This window comes from Cryobacterium zongtaii, from assembly GCF_002909375.1.
Classification (GTDB): Bacteria; Actinomycetota; Actinomycetes; order Actinomycetales; family Microbacteriaceae; genus Cryobacterium; species Cryobacterium zongtaii.
Map to the genome: position 1 here is coordinate 53,438 of NZ_PPXD01000030.1, position 15,874 is coordinate 69,311.

13 protein-coding genes and 1 rRNA gene are annotated in these 15,874 nt (G+C 69.6%); 4 read left to right on the top strand and 10 right to left on the bottom strand.

What is annotated here, in order from left to right:
- Positions 1-8: 8 nt before the first annotated feature.
- On the top strand, positions 9-380 hold the full coding sequence (locus C3B61_RS19025; RefSeq protein ID WP_243399055.1) for a helix-turn-helix domain-containing protein: 372 nt from the start codon (positions 9-11) through the stop codon (positions 378-380).
- A 50-nt stretch (positions 381-430) separates the two neighbouring features.
- Here the strand turns inward: C3B61_RS19025 and rocD are convergent, their stop codons facing one another.
- Positions 431-1,651 (bottom strand): ornithine--oxo-acid transaminase, encoded by a 1,221-nt coding sequence (rocD, locus tag C3B61_RS19030; protein WP_165791229.1) that lies wholly within the window; start codon positions 1,649-1,651, stop codon positions 431-433.
- 41 nt (positions 1,652-1,692) lie between these two features.
- Positions 1,693-2,484 (bottom strand): dimethylargininase, encoded by a 792-nt coding sequence (gene ddaH, locus C3B61_RS19035; RefSeq protein WP_088457798.1) that lies wholly within the window; start codon positions 2,482-2,484, stop codon positions 1,693-1,695.
- 307 nt (positions 2,485-2,791) lie between these two features.
- Between ddaH and C3B61_RS19040 the strand changes: the two genes are divergently transcribed.
- The 3 genes from C3B61_RS19040 (at position 2,792) to C3B61_RS19050 (ending at position 4,627) form a co-directional block, all read left to right on the top strand.
- Positions 2,792-3,229, top strand: coding sequence for an Lrp/AsnC family transcriptional regulator (locus C3B61_RS19040; RefSeq protein WP_088454895.1), 438 nt, complete (start codon positions 2,792-2,794; stop codon positions 3,227-3,229).
- Positions 3,230-3,299: 70 nt separating this feature from the next.
- Positions 3,300-4,268: a hypothetical protein gene (locus C3B61_RS19045; protein ID WP_103462023.1), complete on the top strand. Its 969-nt coding sequence runs from the start codon at positions 3,300-3,302 to the stop codon at positions 4,266-4,268.
- Positions 4,265-4,627 (top strand): GntR family transcriptional regulator, encoded by a 363-nt coding sequence (locus C3B61_RS19050; protein ID WP_103462024.1) that lies wholly within the window; start codon positions 4,265-4,267, stop codon positions 4,625-4,627. Before C3B61_RS19045 ends, C3B61_RS19050 begins: the two co-directional genes overlap by 4 nt.
- A gap of 40 nt (positions 4,628-4,667) precedes the next feature.
- Here C3B61_RS19050 and C3B61_RS19055 read toward each other — a convergent pair whose 3' ends face one another.
- The 8 genes from C3B61_RS19055 to rrf form a co-directional block, all read right to left on the bottom strand.
- Positions 4,668-5,108 (bottom strand): YdeI/OmpD-associated family protein, encoded by a 441-nt coding sequence (locus tag C3B61_RS19055; protein ID WP_103462025.1) that lies wholly within the window; start codon positions 5,106-5,108, stop codon positions 4,668-4,670.
- 317 nt (positions 5,109-5,425) lie between these two features.
- Positions 5,426-6,397, bottom strand: a complete 972-nt coding sequence (locus C3B61_RS19060) for an NAD-dependent epimerase/dehydratase family protein (protein ID WP_103462026.1) — start codon at positions 6,395-6,397, stop codon at positions 5,426-5,428.
- A complete protein-coding gene (locus tag C3B61_RS19065; RefSeq protein ID WP_103462038.1) occupies positions 6,394-9,117 on the bottom strand; it encodes an alpha/beta fold hydrolase in 2,724 nt (907 codons plus the stop codon). The genes C3B61_RS19060 and C3B61_RS19065 overlap by 4 nt, the downstream gene beginning before the upstream one ends.
- Positions 9,114-10,115: a 3-oxoacyl-ACP synthase III gene (locus C3B61_RS19070; RefSeq protein WP_088454890.1), complete on the bottom strand. Its 1,002-nt coding sequence runs from the start codon at positions 10,113-10,115 to the stop codon at positions 9,114-9,116. The genes C3B61_RS19065 and C3B61_RS19070 overlap by 4 nt, the downstream gene beginning before the upstream one ends.
- Positions 10,116-10,334: 219 nt before the next feature.
- A complete protein-coding gene (locus C3B61_RS19075) occupies positions 10,335-10,961 on the bottom strand; it encodes a hypothetical protein (protein WP_103462027.1) in 627 nt (208 codons plus the stop codon).
- A gap of 36 nt (positions 10,962-10,997) precedes the next feature.
- The gene (locus C3B61_RS19080; RefSeq protein WP_103462028.1) at positions 10,998-14,624 is read right to left on the bottom strand and encodes a proline dehydrogenase family protein; all 3,627 of its coding nucleotides are present in this window, start codon (positions 14,622-14,624) and stop codon (positions 10,998-11,000) included.
- On the bottom strand, positions 14,621-15,640 hold the full coding sequence (locus C3B61_RS19085; RefSeq protein ID WP_103462029.1) for an adenosine deaminase: 1,020 nt from the start codon (positions 15,638-15,640) through the stop codon (positions 14,621-14,623). The genes C3B61_RS19080 and C3B61_RS19085 overlap by 4 nt, the downstream gene beginning before the upstream one ends.
- A gap of 147 nt (positions 15,641-15,787) precedes the next feature.
- A 5S ribosomal RNA gene (gene rrf / locus C3B61_RS19090) occupies positions 15,788-15,874 on the bottom strand; the annotation flags it as partial.

A 15,874-nucleotide genomic window follows, 5' to 3' on the forward strand; every position in this document is an offset into this window, starting at 1 on the left:
CAGAGAGGATGCCCGTGGACACCACACTGCTCCGGCGTTTTGTCGCCGTCGCCGAGGAACTGGACATCGCCCGCGCCGCCAAGAACCTCAACGTGTCGCGCACGACGCTGATGAAATCGGTCGCCGCCCTGGAAGCCGAGCTCGGCGTTCCTCTCTTCGAGCCCGCCGCCGACAACCCGTATCTCACCGAGGCCGGCATCGCCCTGCTCGCCGAAGCGAAGGGGCTGATCGCTCACATGCCGCCGGCCGGCGGCCCGTCCCAGGGATCGGGCAACAGCAGCGGATCCGGCGGCGGCAAGGCCAAGGCGTCCAAGGGCCGCGGGCGGGCGCCCGCCGTCAAGGGCCAGGCCGCGCCCGGCAAACGCCGCCAATCCCGCTGAGCTGACCCGGCGTCGACCGGGCCAGCCGGATTCTCTCCGAGCTAGGTGGCCTAACGAACGGAGGCGCCGAACTCCTCGAGCACCGCGGTGAGCTGGTCCACCGCCCAGTCCAGGTCTTCGGCGGACACCACCAGGGGTGGGGCGAGCCGGATGGTGGAGCCGTGGGTGTCCTTCGCCAGCACACCGCGCTCCATCAGGGCCTCACAGACCGCGCGCCCTGAAGCCAGCGCCGGGTCGATGTCGATGCCTGCCCAAAGACCCGCACCGCGCACCTCAAGCACACCGTGGCCGACCAGGCCGAGCAACCTCTCGTGCAGGTGGGCGCCGAGGTCCCTGGCTCGCTGCTGATACTCGCCGGTGGCGAGCAGGTTCACCACCGCCAGCCCCACGGCGGCGGCCAGCGGGTTGCCCCCGAAGGTGGACCCGTGCTCACCCGGGCGCAGCACGCCCAGGATGTCGGTGTTGCCGACGACCGCGGAGACGGGCACGATGCCGCCGCCGAGGGCCTTGCCGAGCAGGTACAGGTCGGGCACCACACCGGCCTGCTCCACCGCGAAGGTGGCGCCGGTGCGGCCGAGGCCGGACTGGATCTCATCGGCGATGAAGAGCACGTTGTGCCGGGAGGTGATCTCCCGCACGGCGGGCAGGTACTCCGCCGGCGGTACCACGATGCCGGCCTCACCCTGGATGGGTTCCAGCAGCACCGCCACGGTGTTCTCGTCGATGGCCGCCTCCAGCGCGGCGGCATCCCCGTAGGGCACCGTGCGGAAGCCCGGCGTGAACGGGCCGAAGTCGGCGCGCGCCGATTCGTCGTCGGAAAAACTGATGATGGTCGTGGTGCGGCCGTGGAAGTTGCCGCCGGCGACGATGATGTTCGCCATCCCCGCCGCGACGCCCTTGACCCTGTAGCCCCAGGCGCGGGCTACCTTGACACCGGATTCCACGGCCTCCGCGCCGGTGTTCATCGGCAGCACCATGTCCTTGCCGGCCAGCTTGGCCAGGGCGGTCACAAACGGGCCGAGCTGGTCGTTGTGGAAGGCGCGGCTGGTGAGGGTGATCCGGCCCAGCTGCGCGCGCGCGGCATCCAGGAGCACCGGGTTGGAGTGACCGAAGTTGACGGCGGAGTATGCGGCGAGGCAGTCGAGGTACCGCTTGCCGTTGATGTCGGTGACCCAGGCGCCGTCGCCGGACGCGACCACGACGGCCAGCGGGTGGTAGTTGTGCGCGGCGTGCTGGTTCTCAAGCGCGATCGCCGCGCTCTGGTCGGTCATGCCCACCTGAGCGGTGAGGCCGGTCGCATCGGTCAGGGCGCTCATCGGCGCAGCTCCAGAGTGCAGCATTTGACTCCTCCTCCGCCGAGCAAGAGCTCGGACAGGTCCACGCCGATCGGGTTGAAGCCGCGTGCACGCAATTGGCGTTCGAAGTCCTTCGCCTTGGCGGCGATCACGACGTTGTAACCGTCGGAGTAGGAGTTGAGGCCGAGGATCGCGGCGTCTTCCTCGGTGACGAGAATGGCATCCGGGAAGCGTTCGCGCAGGATGGCCAGGCTGGGTTCGTCGAACGCGCTGGGCAGGTAAGCGATCTCGCCGTTCCCCGATGTCGGGGAGGCGTCAAGCACGGCGATGGCGGTGTCGAGGTGGTAAAAGCTGGGGTTCACCAGGGTGAGGGTGATTACCGGGCGATCGTAGATGGCCGAGACCTCTTCGTGGCTGTTCGACGCGCTGCGGAAGCCGGTGCCGGCCAGGATCACGTCGCCGACGAGCAGGAAGTCACCCTCGCCCTCATTGATCTCGACGGGCTCGCGCACGTCGAAGTCGTTGGCGCCGAACCAGTCCATGTAGGCGGGGCCCTCGGGCTGGCGCTGCGGGTAGGTGAATTTGGCGCCGTAGGCGATGCCGTCGATGACAAAACCGCCGTTGGCGGCGTAGACCATGTCGGGCAGACCGTCGATGGGGTCGATCAAGTGGACATCGAAGCCGAGTCCGATGTAGGTGTCGTACAGCGTCTGCCACTGGGCGACGGCCAGGCTCGTGTCGGTCGGCAATGCCGGGTCCATCCAGGGGTTGATCCGGTAGACCACGGTGAAGAACTCCGGTTTGCACATCAGGATTGTGCGTTTCACCGGCGTACGAGTCACCGCGGCTGGCGCGACCGACTCGTTCGGGGTAGCGGATGCGACATCTATTGACACTGGAGCTCCTCTGTTGGCGGTCCGCCGGCCAAGGCGTTGGCGGAACGCGGGTGGGTGGCGGACCAGGTCGCTCTCGTGAGCCCTGTACAACGGTGAGGCCGATCACACAGGGACGCCGGTTCTAGTCTCACACAGCATGAATCAACGTTTCGTGCGAATCGGCGCATGTAATGCGCGTTGCAAGCGGCGCGCACGCAACTTCGGCGCGTACACTGGTCGAATGGACAACCTCGATCGCGGCATCCTCGACCTTCTCCGCCAGAACGCCCGGGCGGGCTACGGAGACATCGGTTCTATCGTGGGCCTCTCTGCCTCCGCGGTGAAACGCCGCGTGGACCGGCTGGTCGCCGACAAGGTCATCCGCGGCTTCACCATCCAGGTCGACCCGTCGATCGACGGCATGAGCACCGAGGCCTACGTCGAGCTCTTCTGCCGGGGCACCGTCGCGCCCGACGAGTTATTGCGCATCCTCTCCGGCGTGCCCGAGGTCGTGGACGCCGGGACCGTGACCGGCAGCGCCGACGCCATCGTGCACATCCGGGCCCGCGACATCCCCGGCCTCGAGGCGGCGCTGGAGAAAGTTCGGCTGGCCCCCAACGTCGACCACACCCGCAGCGCGATCGTGCTCACCAGGCTGATCCACCGCAGCGCGGAGTAGCCGCACGGCCCTTGACGGGCGCACCCCGGCTTGTTAGCTTGGTACAAATACCAAACAAACGAGGATGCCCGTGGACGCGTACGAGATCACCTTGCTGGTCGTGGCCGGACTGCTGACGGTCGTCTTCGCGTGGCAGCTTCGGCCAGGTGCCGTCATTCGCCCGGATGCGCTGCGAGATACCGCCCGACGCGCCGGCCTGGCCATCACACCGGAGGTCGAGCCTGTCCTGATCGCGCGCATCCGTTCGCGGACCCGCGGCGTGTTGGTCGGCACCCTGATCGCTCTGCTCGTTTCGACAGCTTCTCTTATCGCGCTACCGGAATCACCGGACGGCGGCATATGGTCCGGGCTGATGCTCATCGTTCTGACCGGCCTGGGTGGCGCCGTCGGGCTGTGCGTTGCGGAGTTCAGGTCGGCGTTCGTCTCGCTCGGCGATCGTCCTCGCGTGGCGCGGGCGCCCACGCCGCGCCGTGCGGACTATCTCTCCACCGTCGACCTCTGGTGCGGTCCCGTTGCCATGGGTGTCAGCGGAGTGGCACTGGCCGGCGTGGCCGCGCTGATCCTGGTCGATCCCGACGACGCGCTCAGTGACGCGAGCATCCCTTCTCTGTGGTGGCCCGGCTTTGTGCTGTGGATCATCTCGCTCGCATCGGCCGGAGTCGGCCGCATCCTGTCGACTCGCTTGGTGGGGCGGGGCCAGCCCGCCGGCAACGACATGGAGTTGGCGTGGTCCGACGCTCTCCGCAGTTGGACGCTGCGCGCACTGGTGCAGACTCCCGCGCTGGGGGCGCTCTGCAGTGTGGTCGTGGTGCTGACCTCCGTCAGCTCGGCGGTGACACCCTCGTCGGGAACCGGAATCGCCATATCTGTGGCCTTTTCCATCGTGCCACTGGTCATGGGCTCGGTGGGTGTGGCTCTACTCTCGATGGGGTCACGCCGTCCGCCGCACTACCTCACCCGGCTCTGGCCGGACGTGGCCGCGGAGCTGCGCCGCGGCACACACGGAGTAGCCGCTCCGGTCGAGAGCGGCCGCCCGTGAGACTCGTCGTCGACCCACGCTCAACCACGCCCCCATTCGAGCAGATCCGCATCCAGGTGATCGAGGCCGTGCGCACCGGCACCCTGACGCCCGGCGACAAGCTGCCCACGGTGCGCCGTCTGGCCGAAGACCTGGGCCTCGCCCCCAACACCGTGGCGCGCAGCTACCGTGCGCTGGAGCAGGACGAGGTGATCGAGACGCGCGGGCGGCTGGGCTCCTTCGTGGCTGCCACCGGGGATGCGACGCAGCGGCAGATGCAGCTCGCCGCGGTGGCCTACGCCGACCGGGCGAAATCGCTCGGGATCGACCCCGGTGAGGCACTGACCATCGTGCGCGGGGCGTTGGGGCTGCCGGGCTGAGCCGACCGGGCGGGCGAGGTCCGGCATCGCGTAGCTGAGGTCAGGCACCGCGCAGCTCAGCGAGAACCGCGTCGAGACGGCGCTGACGGGTGGCGTCGGTCTTGGCGCTTTCGAGCGCGAGCACGTGCTTGCGCTGGTTGCTGTAGGAGAGGGCGTCGAAGGCGGTGCGTGCTGCCGTGTCCGCGGCGAGCGCGGCCCGCAGCACGTCGGGCTCATCGACGGTGCGCGGTTGATCGTCGAGTTCGATGGTCACGTCCACCTCATCGCCGCCCGCCACCCCGGCCTTGTTGCGGTTCTCGGCGCTGAGGGCGATCATGTAGGCGCCCCGGTACGGTGCCACCGAGCTGCGGTAGCTGTGCCCGTTGAGGGTGACGGTGATGGCGTGCCGCTTGCCGGGGCCGAGCGCCGCGACCACCTCCTCTGGCACGGGGATGCCCGTGGCGGTGGCACCGGATTGCTCGATGACGGTGCGGAAGTCCATGGTGCGAGTATGCCGCCGTCGGTCGGATGTCGACAAGCACGCGGCGCGCATCGCCTGCGAATTGCGGCGTTGCGCCCCTTCAGCACGCCCGAAGGGGCACCTTGGCGCGACTCACGGCCTCCCCGCTCGCGCGCGCTGTGCGGGTCAGGCGCCGCTGTGCGGGTGTAGCGCCAGGGGCATCCGGGGCTTTGAGAGCGATATGCGGGTCAAGCGCCGGTAGGCGGTTGGCGTGCCACCCGCGCAGCGGCGCCTACCCCACCCGCCGAGTTATGCGGGCCACGCGCCGCAGTGCGGGTGAGGCGCCGTTAGTCGAGGGCTCAGGCGGTGCGGTAGTGCTCTGCGAGGCGGGCCAGGCCCTCGTCGAGGGTCACCGCCGGGGTCCAGTGCAGGTCGGCGCGGGTGCGGCGCTGGTCGAACCAGTGCGCGGTGGAGAGCTGCTCGGCGAGGAACCGGGTCATCGGCGGTTCGTCCTCGCCCGGGACCACCCGCCAGGCCGCCTCGATGACGGAGCCGGCCGCGCGGGCCACACTCGCCGGCACGCTCCAGGTCGGTGGCTCAACTCCCGCTGCCGTGCAGATGCCGACCAGTAGCTCGGCCACCGGCCGTGGCTCTCCGTTGGTGATGACGTAGGCGTTGCCGTGTACGGCATCCACCCGCTCGAGAGCGGCCGCGATGGCGCCGGCGGCGTTGTCGATGTAGGTGCTGTCAATGAGCGCGGCGCCGTGCCCGAGCAGCGGCAGCCGGCCGGCCCTGGCGCGTTCCACGATCCGCGCGACCAGCTGGGTGTCGCCGGGTCCCCAGACCAGGTGCGGCCGCACCGCGACGACCCGCAACTCGGGTGAGTCGGCGGAGAGCGCCAGGAGTTCGGCGGCGGCCTTGGTCCGGGCGTAGTCGCCGCGGGCGTGGGCGGGGTCGGCCGGAAGCGCGTCGCTGCCGGTGATGGATGCCCCGGAGTGGGCGACCGACGGCGACGACACGAAGACCAGGCGCTGCACATTCGCCGCGCGGGCGGCGTCGATCAGGGTGCGGGTTCCGCCCACGTTCACGGTCTCGAACTCGGCGGGCGGGCCGGCGAGGGAGACCTTGGCGGCCAGGTGCACGATGGCGTCGATCCCGGCGACGGCCGAGGTGACGTCGGCCGGTTCGGTGATCGAGCCCAGCGCATCAGTGGCGCCGGCGACGCCGCTGGGCCGGCGCTGGAAGCAGCGCACCTCGTGGCCGGCGGCGACGATGGCGGCCGCGACAGCCCGGCCGAGAAAGCCGCTGGCACCGGTGACGAGCACCCTCATGGCTGGGTGAGCCTGGCGCCGGTGAGGATGCCGTGCGCCCAGCCGGCCAGGCGCGTGCGGTCGATCTTCGAGTTGTGGCGGATGTCGGTGGGCAGGTGGGGAACGACGAGCACGGCCGCGACCGGCTGGCCGGCGACGCCGCGCACGGCCGCGGCGAGCGCAGGCTCGGCCAGGCCGACCCGGGTGGCCGGCGGCACAGTCTCGACGACGATGACGACCTGCTGGCTGCCGGCCGGTCCGACGCCCACGGCGGCGGCGCGGTCGACGCCGGCCAGGGCCGAAACGGCTAACTCCGGTCCGACGGGGGTGACGACACCGTGCGGCGTGGTGATCACGTGTGGCAGGCGACCCTCAACCCAGAGCCGGCCGGAGGCGTCGAGGTGACCGACGTCGCCGGTGCGGTGCCAGCGCTCTCCGGGGGTGACCATGCGGGTGGCGGCCTGGTCGGTGAGCCAGAGCCTGTCGTAGTGGTCCTTCACGTGCGGAGCCGAGACCACGATCTCGCCGGTGACCTGCGGAGCTTCGGAGAGCTCTCCGACGGCGGTTCCCGTTTCGTCGAGGGCGCTGATGCGCACTCGGGTGGTCGCCGTGGGGCGGCCGACGCAGACGCCGCCGGGGCCGCGCGCCTCGTCGTCGATGGCGGCCTCGCGGATGCCGTCGAGGGTGATGTCGGTCATCAGCAGGCCCTCGGTCATGCCGTACGGCGTGTGGGCGCTGGCTCCGGGCATCAGGGCGGCGGCCGAGGCCAGCAGAGGTTCGGACACCGGGGCGCCCGCTGAGAGGAAGCTCGTCACCCGGGCCAGGGCGGCACGGTCGGCCGGGGTCAGTTCACCCTGGGTCGCCACGACGTTGGCCAGCGCGGCCGGGGACAGGAACACGACGGTGGCGTCGATCGCGGCCACGGCGGCGGCGACCGCGGTGGCGGTCAGCGTCTTCGGGGCGGTGACGTCCATGTCCGGGGTCACCGAGCGGGCACCCAGAGCCGGGCCGAGCAGAGCGAACGGTGCGAAGCCGGCTACCAGGCCGGTGCCGCGGCCGACGCCGTACTGGGCGTGCAGCGCACGGCTGACGGCCGACAGCTGGCCGTGGGTGTAGACGACGCCCTTGGCGGGTCCGGTGGAGCCGGAGGTGAACAGCACCGCGGCGACGTCGTCCGGCTGGGGCGGTTCGGGAAGCTCTTCGTCCCGCCCCAGCGAGATCAGATCGGCGAGGGCGTAGGAGACGCCGAGGGCGCGACGGCTGGCGGTGGGAAGCCGGTTGACGGAGATCCTCTGGCCGGGCCAGCCGAGGGCCCTGGCGGCCATCAGGCCGGGCAACGCGCCGATGACGTGGTCGGGGCGGGCGCCGCGGACCGCGCGGGTGAGGCCGGTGAGTCCGAGACCGGCGTCGGCCACGACCACGATCGCGCCGAGGCGGATGCACGCGTAGAGCACCGCGGTGAGGTCGGCGCTGGGCGGCACGAGCAGGGAGACGCGGTCGCCGCGGCGCACGCCGATCTGGTGCAGACCGGCCGCGATACCGCGGACCCGGCGGGAGAGCAGCCGCCAGCTGACCACGCGGGGGTCGGTGCCCTTGCCGGGAGCCATGTCGATGAGGGCGGTCTCGTCGCTGTCCCGCAGCTCGTCGAGGTAGTGCCAGAGGGGCTGGAGTACGTCGGCAGGCGCCGTCTGGGCCTCGACAAGCTCGACCAACGGGCTCAGCTCGACCAACGGGCTCAGCTCGACCAGGCTCTCGGCAAGCCAGCCGAGTGCGGCGCCGGCGTAGTCCACGTCTTCGGCGATGAGGTGTCCGGCACCCTCGAAGCGGTGCACGGCGGCGTGCGGCAGCCGGTCGCTGAGGTCGTCGAGGTACCTGTCGCTGAAGATCGGGTCCCGCGGGCCCCAGAGCAGCAGGGCGGGAACCGTGAGCGAGCGGAGCGACTCGGCGATGCGGTCGAGCTCCGCGTGGCTGTCGTGGCGGGCATCCACCGGGATGTCGGCGACGAAGCCGCCGATGCCGCCGCGGCGGGCGGGGGTGCGGTACGGCGCCCGGTAGGCGTTCTTGACCGCGGCCGGCAGGGCCGGGTGCCCGAGCGCGAGGGTGGTGTCCAGGAACGCCGTGGTGGTCACGGTGCCGGCACCGAGCACACCGCGGGCGAGCGCGAGGCGCAGCGGGGCGGGGATGGGTTCGGTGTCGCTCTGGTGGATGGCGGTGTTCAGCAGCATGACGCCGGCGAGGTGCTCGGGGTGGTCGACGGCCCAGCCCAGGGAGACCACGCCGCCCCAGTCATGGCCGAAGGTCACCACCGGACCGGTGAGGCCGAGGGCACGGGTCAGGTCGTCGAGGTCGCGCACTCGTCGGGCGAGCGGGCGGGCGACGCCGGTGCGCTCGGAGAAACCCATGTCGAGCTGGTCGACCGCGATGACGCGCCAGGCCGGCCGACCGGTGGTCGCCGCCGCGGTGGCCTGGGCCACGAGGTCACGCCACAGGTAGGACCAGGTGGGGTTGCCGTGCACGCACAGGATCGTGCCGACCGGCTCCGCCCCGAGCGCGGCCAGCTGTTCGCCGTTGTCGAGCAGGTGCCAGGCGTGGCTGGCACCCGGCGTCGTGCCGTCATCGGCCAGGCTGCTCTCGACTACATCGACGATCCGGGACCAGTCCGGGTCCAGGCCGGGCAGCCCGCTCGGCGGCACGCTCGCCGGAGCGAGGGCCGTCGCGGATCGCGGCAGCCGGAAGCTCACCACTGAATCTCCATCATGGCCGTGTTGAGGCCGGAGCCGACGCCCATCAGCAGGACCCGGTTGCCGGGCTGGAGCCGAGCGGCCTCTTCGGAGAGCGTGATCGGGATGGAGGCGGGTCCCACATTGCCATAGCTGGGGTAGGTCAGCGGCACCCTGCTGCGGTCCAGGCCGGTGGCCTTCACAATGGCGTTGGTGTGCACATCAGACACCTGGTGCAGGATGTAGCGGTCCATGTTCGACCAGCTCCAATCCCGTTTGGCTTCGGTCCAGGCCGACACGACGAGTTCCATGCCGCCCTTGAGCAGGGCCTTGGCGTCGGTGAACATGCCGTCGACGCTGCCGACGCAGAGGTCGTTGAACTGGGTGGCCGCCCGGGTCACGCCGCCGAGGATGCGGTGTCCCTCCGGATGCGCGTCGGCCCGGCCGAGCACGGCCGCAGCGGCGCCGGAGCCCAGCGTGAGGCTGGCGAACTCGCTCATGAAGTCCTTGCGTCCGATGTCGGGCCGGCCGAGGCGTTCGATGGTGTTGGTCTGGATCTCGTCGGCATCCTCGCCGTCGATGATCACGGCGTACTTGATCTGGCCGGAGTCGATGAGCTGGGCGGCCAGGGTCATGCCGTTGACGAAGCCCAGGCAGGCGTTGGCGATATCGAAGTTCGTGGCCGACGACGGCAGGCCGAGTCCGTGGTGGATGCGCACCGCGACAGAGGGTTCCAGGTGCTTACGGGTGACCGAGGTGTTGATCATCAACCCCACCTCGCTGGGATCGACCCCGGCTTGAGCGAGGGCTCGTTTGCCCGCGGAGACGGCGGCGTCGTCGAAGGCCTGCCCCACGTCCCAGTTGCGTCGTTCGTGCACTCCGGCGACGCGCTGCAGCAGCCCCTTGGGCAGGCGCAGTCGCTTGAGCGCCGGCTGCAGGCGAGCGTCGATCTCTTCGGAGGTGGTGATGCGCGGGGCGATGGTCGTGGCGACCGACAACAACGCGACATTGCGGTGCATCGTTGTTGCGTTTCCGTCCAACGGGGTCCCCTGTCGAGTTATGGGTGGCGACAAATCATGTCCTATCGATTTTCTCCCAGAAGTCTGGGTGTCAACCGTGCGTAAGCTGATGCCCGCAGCGGCTCCGGATGTCGGTGGATGCGGCGACGCTTACCTTCCATTATCAGCCTTTCTGACGGTGGTGCCGTCACCGGGCCGCGCGCCCGGGTTCGGGGAGGGTCAGGAGAGGCGTGGCGTACCGGGTCTGGTGAGGGCGGCGGCCACCAGGAAGCAGGCACCACCCGTGATGGTGCCGACAGTAGCCCAGCTCGCCAGAAACTGTTGGCCGGACTCCGCTATCGGATACGCGCCGACCGCGGCGATGCCGAAGGCCACCGACCCCAGGAGGTTCAGCCAGGCACCCCGCCAGGTTCGGGCCTTCGGGTCCCACAGGGTATCTCGCCCGGTGGTCGCAACAACGGCGAGGAGACTGGAGAGCAGGAAGCAGACAGACCCGTAGGCATCCGGACGCCACCCGGTGCGCTCGGTGCCGCCGAGACTGGCCGCCAGAGCCGTCGCGGTGCTCAGGTTGAAGAACAGGGTGCCGGCGAACTGGATGGCCGCGGCCCACCAGTCGAACCGGTCCGGCCGGTTGGTGGTGCTGCGCGGCGGCCGCCGACCGCTGAGATTGAGTTGGATGAACGCGGCGAGGGTGAAGAACAGTGAGCCGATGAAGAAGGTCAGGTTGTCGGCCACCGGGCCGACGGCATCCAAAAAACCGGGAACGGCACCCACGATGAAAAGCACCGACCCGATGATGAATCCCCAGGCCTCACGGCGCAGCCGGAGGAACGTCGGTGCTGCCACTGGATCACCTCGCCTTCGGCCGCAGCCATTATTGCGCTAGATGACCTCATCAGTGAGGGTGCTCGGGTTGCCGAACCTGTGCGCGGTGATCGAGATCGCCTGTTCCCGGAGGAACGGCAGCAGCTCGACCCGTCCGGACTGGGTGACCGGATGCGCGTAGACGGCGATGTCCGGGCTGCCGCCGAGGGCGTGGGCGAAAGCCGTGGCTGCAACAGCGGCTCCGGCCTGCGGGTCGCTGCCGATCAGCCGCACCCGGCTCGTGCTGATTCCGCCGGCGGCGGCCCTGGCCAGCCATTCCTCGTCGCTCTCGATAATCACGGGGATATCGCGGGGAGCGAGGACCGCTCGCACCCTCGGCGGCACCGGCACGGCGCTGGAGACGACGAACCTGGACTTGGACAGCAGGCCGGCCGCGATCACGCGCAACAGCAGGGCCAGGCTGCCGTCGTCGCCCAGCCGCACGGTGACCGGCAGCGGGCGGTACCGGAACAGGTTGCGCTCCAGCCCGAGCGCGGACACGTCCGCGACAACGTCGAACTCCTCACGCCAAGCGAGGGCGTCGCTGAGCGCCGAGCGGCGCAACACGTCGAACTCCTCGTAGGGCAGCGACGGCTGAGAAGCCTCGATGAGATCGGTGATGCGCTGTTCGAGGCCCCGCAGGTGCAGGGTGGAGCTGTTGACTCCCGGATCGGTGACCCAGCCGCCCAGACCGAAGAGGTAGTTGGGGCCGCCGGCCTTGGAGCCGGGTCCGACCGCCGAGCGCTTCCAGCCGCCGAACGGCTGTCGCCGCACGATCGCGCCGGTGATCCCGCGGTTCACGTAGAGGTTGCCGGCCTGAACCGTGTCGACCCACTGGGCGATCTCGTCGGCGTCGAGCGAGTGCAGCCCGGCCGTGAGCCCGTAGTCGACGGCGTTCTGGTAGCGGATGGCTTCCTCGAGATTCCGGGCGTGCATGACACCGAGCACCGGGCCGAAGAACTCGGTGAGGTGGAAGTACGAGCCGGGGGCGACGCCGCTGCGGATGCCGGGCGACCACAGCTGCCCGACCCCGGTCTCGAGGTCGTCATCGAGCAGCTGGGGCTTGACCAGCCAGCTTTCGCCGGCGCCGAGCTCGGTCAGCGCGTGCAGCAGCTTGCCGTCGGCGGGCTCGATGATGGGGCCCATCTGGCTGTCCGGGTCGGCGGGGCGGCCCACCCGGAGCGATGTCGCGGCATCCACCAGCTGGCCCAGGAATCGGGTGGACCGAGCGACCGACCCGACCAGGATCACCAGACTGGCGGCGGAGCACTTCTGGCCGGCATGGCCGAAGGCGCTCTTGATCACGTCGGCGGCGGCCAGGTCGAGGTCGGCGGACGGGGTGACGATGATGGCGTTCTTGCCGCTGGTCTCGGCCAGGAGCGGGAGGTCCTCTCGCAGGCCGCGGAACAGCGTGGCGGTCTCGTAGGCACCGGTGAGGATGACCCTGTCAACGTCGGGATGGGCCAACAGCCGGCTACCGAGAGCCCGGTCGGGCAGGTCGACGAGGGCGAGAAGCTCGCGCGGCACCCCGGCCTCCCAGAGCGCTTCGACCATCACGGCGCCGGTGCGCTGGGCGAGGGCCGCCGGCTTGATGATCACGCCGGAGCCCGCGGCAAGGGCGGCGAGCACGCCGCCGGCCGGGATGGCCACCGGGAAGTTCCACGGCGGCGTGATCACGGTGAGCCGTGAGGGTACGAAGATGGCGCCCTGCACCCTGTCGAGCTCGCGGGCTTGTGCGGCGTAGTAGTGCGCGAAGTCGATGGCTTCGCTGACCTCCGGGTCACCCTCGGCGATGGTCTTTCCGGTTTCGGAGGCCATCACCTCGATCAGGCGGTCGCGGTTGGCGGCCAGGGCCAGACCCGCGCGGTGCAACACCTGGGCGCGCTCGATGCCCGGCTTCTGCCCCCAGGCGGCTCCGGCCGCGGTGACGGTGGCGATGACCTCATCGAGCCTGTCGGCGTCATCGATGCGGGCCTGCTTGATGCTCTCCCTGCCCAGCATCGACGTCTCGACCCTGGCCAGGATGCTCCGGCCCCAGGCGCGGTTCGCCGGGAGGGACGGGTCGGTGTCGGGTTCGTTGTGAAAACCGCCCAGGACCGACCGGCTCGTGGAGACCGAACCCCGGGTCAGGCCGAGCACCATCGCGGTGAGGTTGGGGTCGTCGGCGTCGGCCGGCGGGGTCGTCAGCGGGGGTGAGTCGATGTCGGGCAGGGGCTCGAGAGGCACAACCACCGAGCGGTCCTGGTCCCGGTTCGCCGGCGGCACGAACACGGTGCCGCCCGGCGCGCCAGGGGCGGTCTCGAGGGCGGCCAGAGAGTCGAGGAAGCGCTGTTTCTCCCGCTCGAACAGGGCCGGGGTGTCGGCCAGTTCGAACACCGCCGACATGAAGTTCTCCTCGCTCGCGTTCTCCTCGAGGCGGCGGATGAGGTAGCTGATGGCCACATCGAACTCCGCGGGGTTCACCACGGGCGTGTAGAGCAGCAGCCGGCCGACGTCCTTCTTCACGGCCTCGGCCTGGCTCGTGGCCATGCCCAACAGCATTTCGAACTCGATGCGGTCGTCTACACCGCGCTGCTCGGCGAGCAAGTGCGCATAGGCCACGTCGAACAGGTTGTGCCCGGCCACCCCGATGCGCACGGCGTCGGTGTTCTGTGGGGTGAGCGCCCAGTTGAGCACACGCTTGTAGTTGGTATCGGTGTCCTGCTTGCTGGCGTAGGTGGCAAGCGGCCAGTCGTGCACCGTCGCATCCACGTGCTCCATCGCAAGGTTGGCCCCCTTGACCAGGCGCACCTTGATGGGAGCGCCGCCGCCGGCTCGGCGGGCGTGCGCCCACTGGGTGAGGCCTTGCAGCGCGCCGAGCGCGTCGGGCAGGTAGGCCTGCAGCACGATTCCGGCCTCGAGGCCCTGCAGCCGCGGCTGGTCAAGGATGCGTTCGAAGACCGCGATGGTGAGGTCGAGGTCGCGGTATTCCTCCATGTCGAGGTTGATAAACTTGGGTGTCGGTGACGCCGCGGCGAGCTCGTACAACGGGGTCAGGCGTTCGACGACCCTGTCGACGGCCTCGTCGAACGCCCACATCGACAGCTGGCTGGCGATCGAGGAGACCTTGATCGACACGTAGTCCACGTCGTCCCTGGCCAGGAGTTCGCGAGTGCCGGCGAGGCGACGCAGCGCCTCTTTCTCGCCCAGCACGGCTTCGCCGAGCAGATTGATGTTGAGCCGGTTGCCGGACTCCTTGAGTGCCTCGATGGAGGGGCCGAGCTTGTCTGCCGTCGCATCCACCACCAGGTGACCGACCATCTGGCGCAGCACCTTGCGGGCTGCCGGGATCACGACCCACGGCAGTACCGGGCCCATGACGCCGCCGACGCCGATGGCGCCTCGCAGAACCGGCGGCAGGAAGGCCGGCGCGAGCTTGGCCACCCGTTGCAGGTTGTAGCCGGCGACCATCACGTCCTCCGGTCGCATGACGCCGTCGACGAACCCCACGGTGAAGTCGAGCCCGTTGGGGTCCTTCAGTACGCCGGCGAGCCGCTCAGCGGAGACGTCTGCTGGGATCGTCGCACTGTCGGCCAGCCACTTGGTGACCAGGGCCACGACCTCCACACCGAGGTCCTGCTGCACGTTCGGGAGGCTATTGCTCATGCTCCCGAGGTTAGTCGCAGCAACCCCTCAAGGTGCTCGTCCACGGCCGTGATGTGTCGGCGTTTCTCATCTTCGGGCAGGAACGAGGCCACGAACGAGTTGCGGGCCAGCGTCGCCATCTGGTGGTGATCCAGGCTGAACTCTCGCTGCAGGGCCGCCAGGTTGTCATCGACGTAGCCACCGAAGTAGGCGGGGTCGTCGCTGTTGACGGTCACCAGAAGGCCGACGGCGAGCATGGCGGGCAGCGGATGCAGGCCGAGCATCGGAATGGCCCGCAGGCACACATTCGAGAGCGGGCACACCGTGAGCGGGATCTGCCGCTTGCGGAGAATCTCGACGAGGTCGTGGTCTTCGATGGCGCGGATGCCGTGATCAATCCGCTCCACCCCCAACAGGTCGAGGGCTTCGCGCACGTAGTCCGGCCCGCCCTCCTCGCCCGCGTGCGCCACCCTGTGCAGCCCGAGGGCCGTGGCCTTGGCGAAGACCTCGGTGAACAGGGAGGGCGGGAAACCGACCTCGGCGGAGTCGAGTCCGACGCCGATGAACTGGTCGAGGTACGGGAGGGCCGCCTCCAAGGTCTCCATTGCGGCCCGACCGCCCAGATGACGGAGGAAGCAGAGGATGAGGTCGGCGGAGATGCCCAGCGTGGCTCGGGCGTCACCGAGAGCGCGGGTGAGGCCGCCGAACACCACGTCGAGGGGGATGCCGTTGGCCAAGTGAGTCTGCGGGTCGAAGAAGATCTCGGCACGGCGCACTCCTGCGGCGGATGCGCGGGTGAGGTACGCCATCCCGAGATCGTAGAAGTCGGCCTCGGTGCGAAGCACCGCCAGGTTTTCGTAGTAGATGTCGAGGAACGACTGCAGATCGGTGAACCTGTACAGATCTCGCAAGGCCGCGGGGTCGTAGCTGGGCAGTTCGACGTTGTTGCGTCGGGCCAGGGTCACGAGCAGCTCGGTCTCGAGCGTGCCCTCGATGTGCACGTGCAGTTCCGCGACGGGCCAGGTGGCGACGGTCATAGCTCTCTCCCCCGGATTAAGGTGAGTCCCCATCGTGCCATGTCCGCGAACTGTGAGTTGAGCACCGAAAACTCGCGGAACCGGGGGTGGGGTTAAACGCAGAAAAGCCACCCCGGTGGGGTGGCTTTCCTGTTTTTTCTAAGTTAAGTCCGGCGGTGTCCTACTCTCCCACAGGGTCCCCCCTGCAGTACCATCGGCGCAAAGAGTCTTAGCTTCCGGGTTCGGAATGTGACC

Excerpts from the sequence above, each read along its gene's own strand:
- C3B61_RS19025 (WP_243399055.1), top strand. The coding sequence starts at position 9 with ATGCCCGTGGACACCACACTGCTCCGGCGTTTTGTCGCCGTCGCCGAG.
- rocD (WP_165791229.1), bottom strand. The coding sequence starts at position 1,651 with ATGACCGACCAGAGCGCGGCGATCGCGCTTGAGAACCAGCACGCCGCG.
- ddaH (WP_088457798.1), bottom strand. The coding sequence starts at position 2,484 with ATGTGCAAACCGGAGTTCTTCACCGTGGTCTACCGGATCAACCCCTGG.
- C3B61_RS19040 (WP_088454895.1), top strand. The coding sequence starts at position 2,792 with ATGGACAACCTCGATCGCGGCATCCTCGACCTTCTCCGCCAGAACGCC.
- C3B61_RS19055 (WP_103462025.1), bottom strand. The coding sequence starts at position 5,108 with ATGGACTTCCGCACCGTCATCGAGCAATCCGGTGCCACCGCCACGGGC.
- C3B61_RS19060 (WP_103462026.1), bottom strand. The coding sequence starts at position 6,397 with ATGAGGGTGCTCGTCACCGGTGCCAGCGGCTTTCTCGGCCGGGCTGTC.
- C3B61_RS19070 (WP_088454890.1), bottom strand. The coding sequence starts at position 10,115 with ATGCACCGCAATGTCGCGTTGTTGTCGGTCGCCACGACCATCGCCCCG.
- C3B61_RS19080 (WP_103462028.1), bottom strand. The coding sequence starts at position 14,624 with ATGAGCAATAGCCTCCCGAACGTGCAGCAGGACCTCGGTGTGGAGGTC.
- C3B61_RS19085 (WP_103462029.1), bottom strand. The coding sequence starts at position 15,640 with ATGACCGTCGCCACCTGGCCCGTCGCGGAACTGCACGTGCACATCGAG.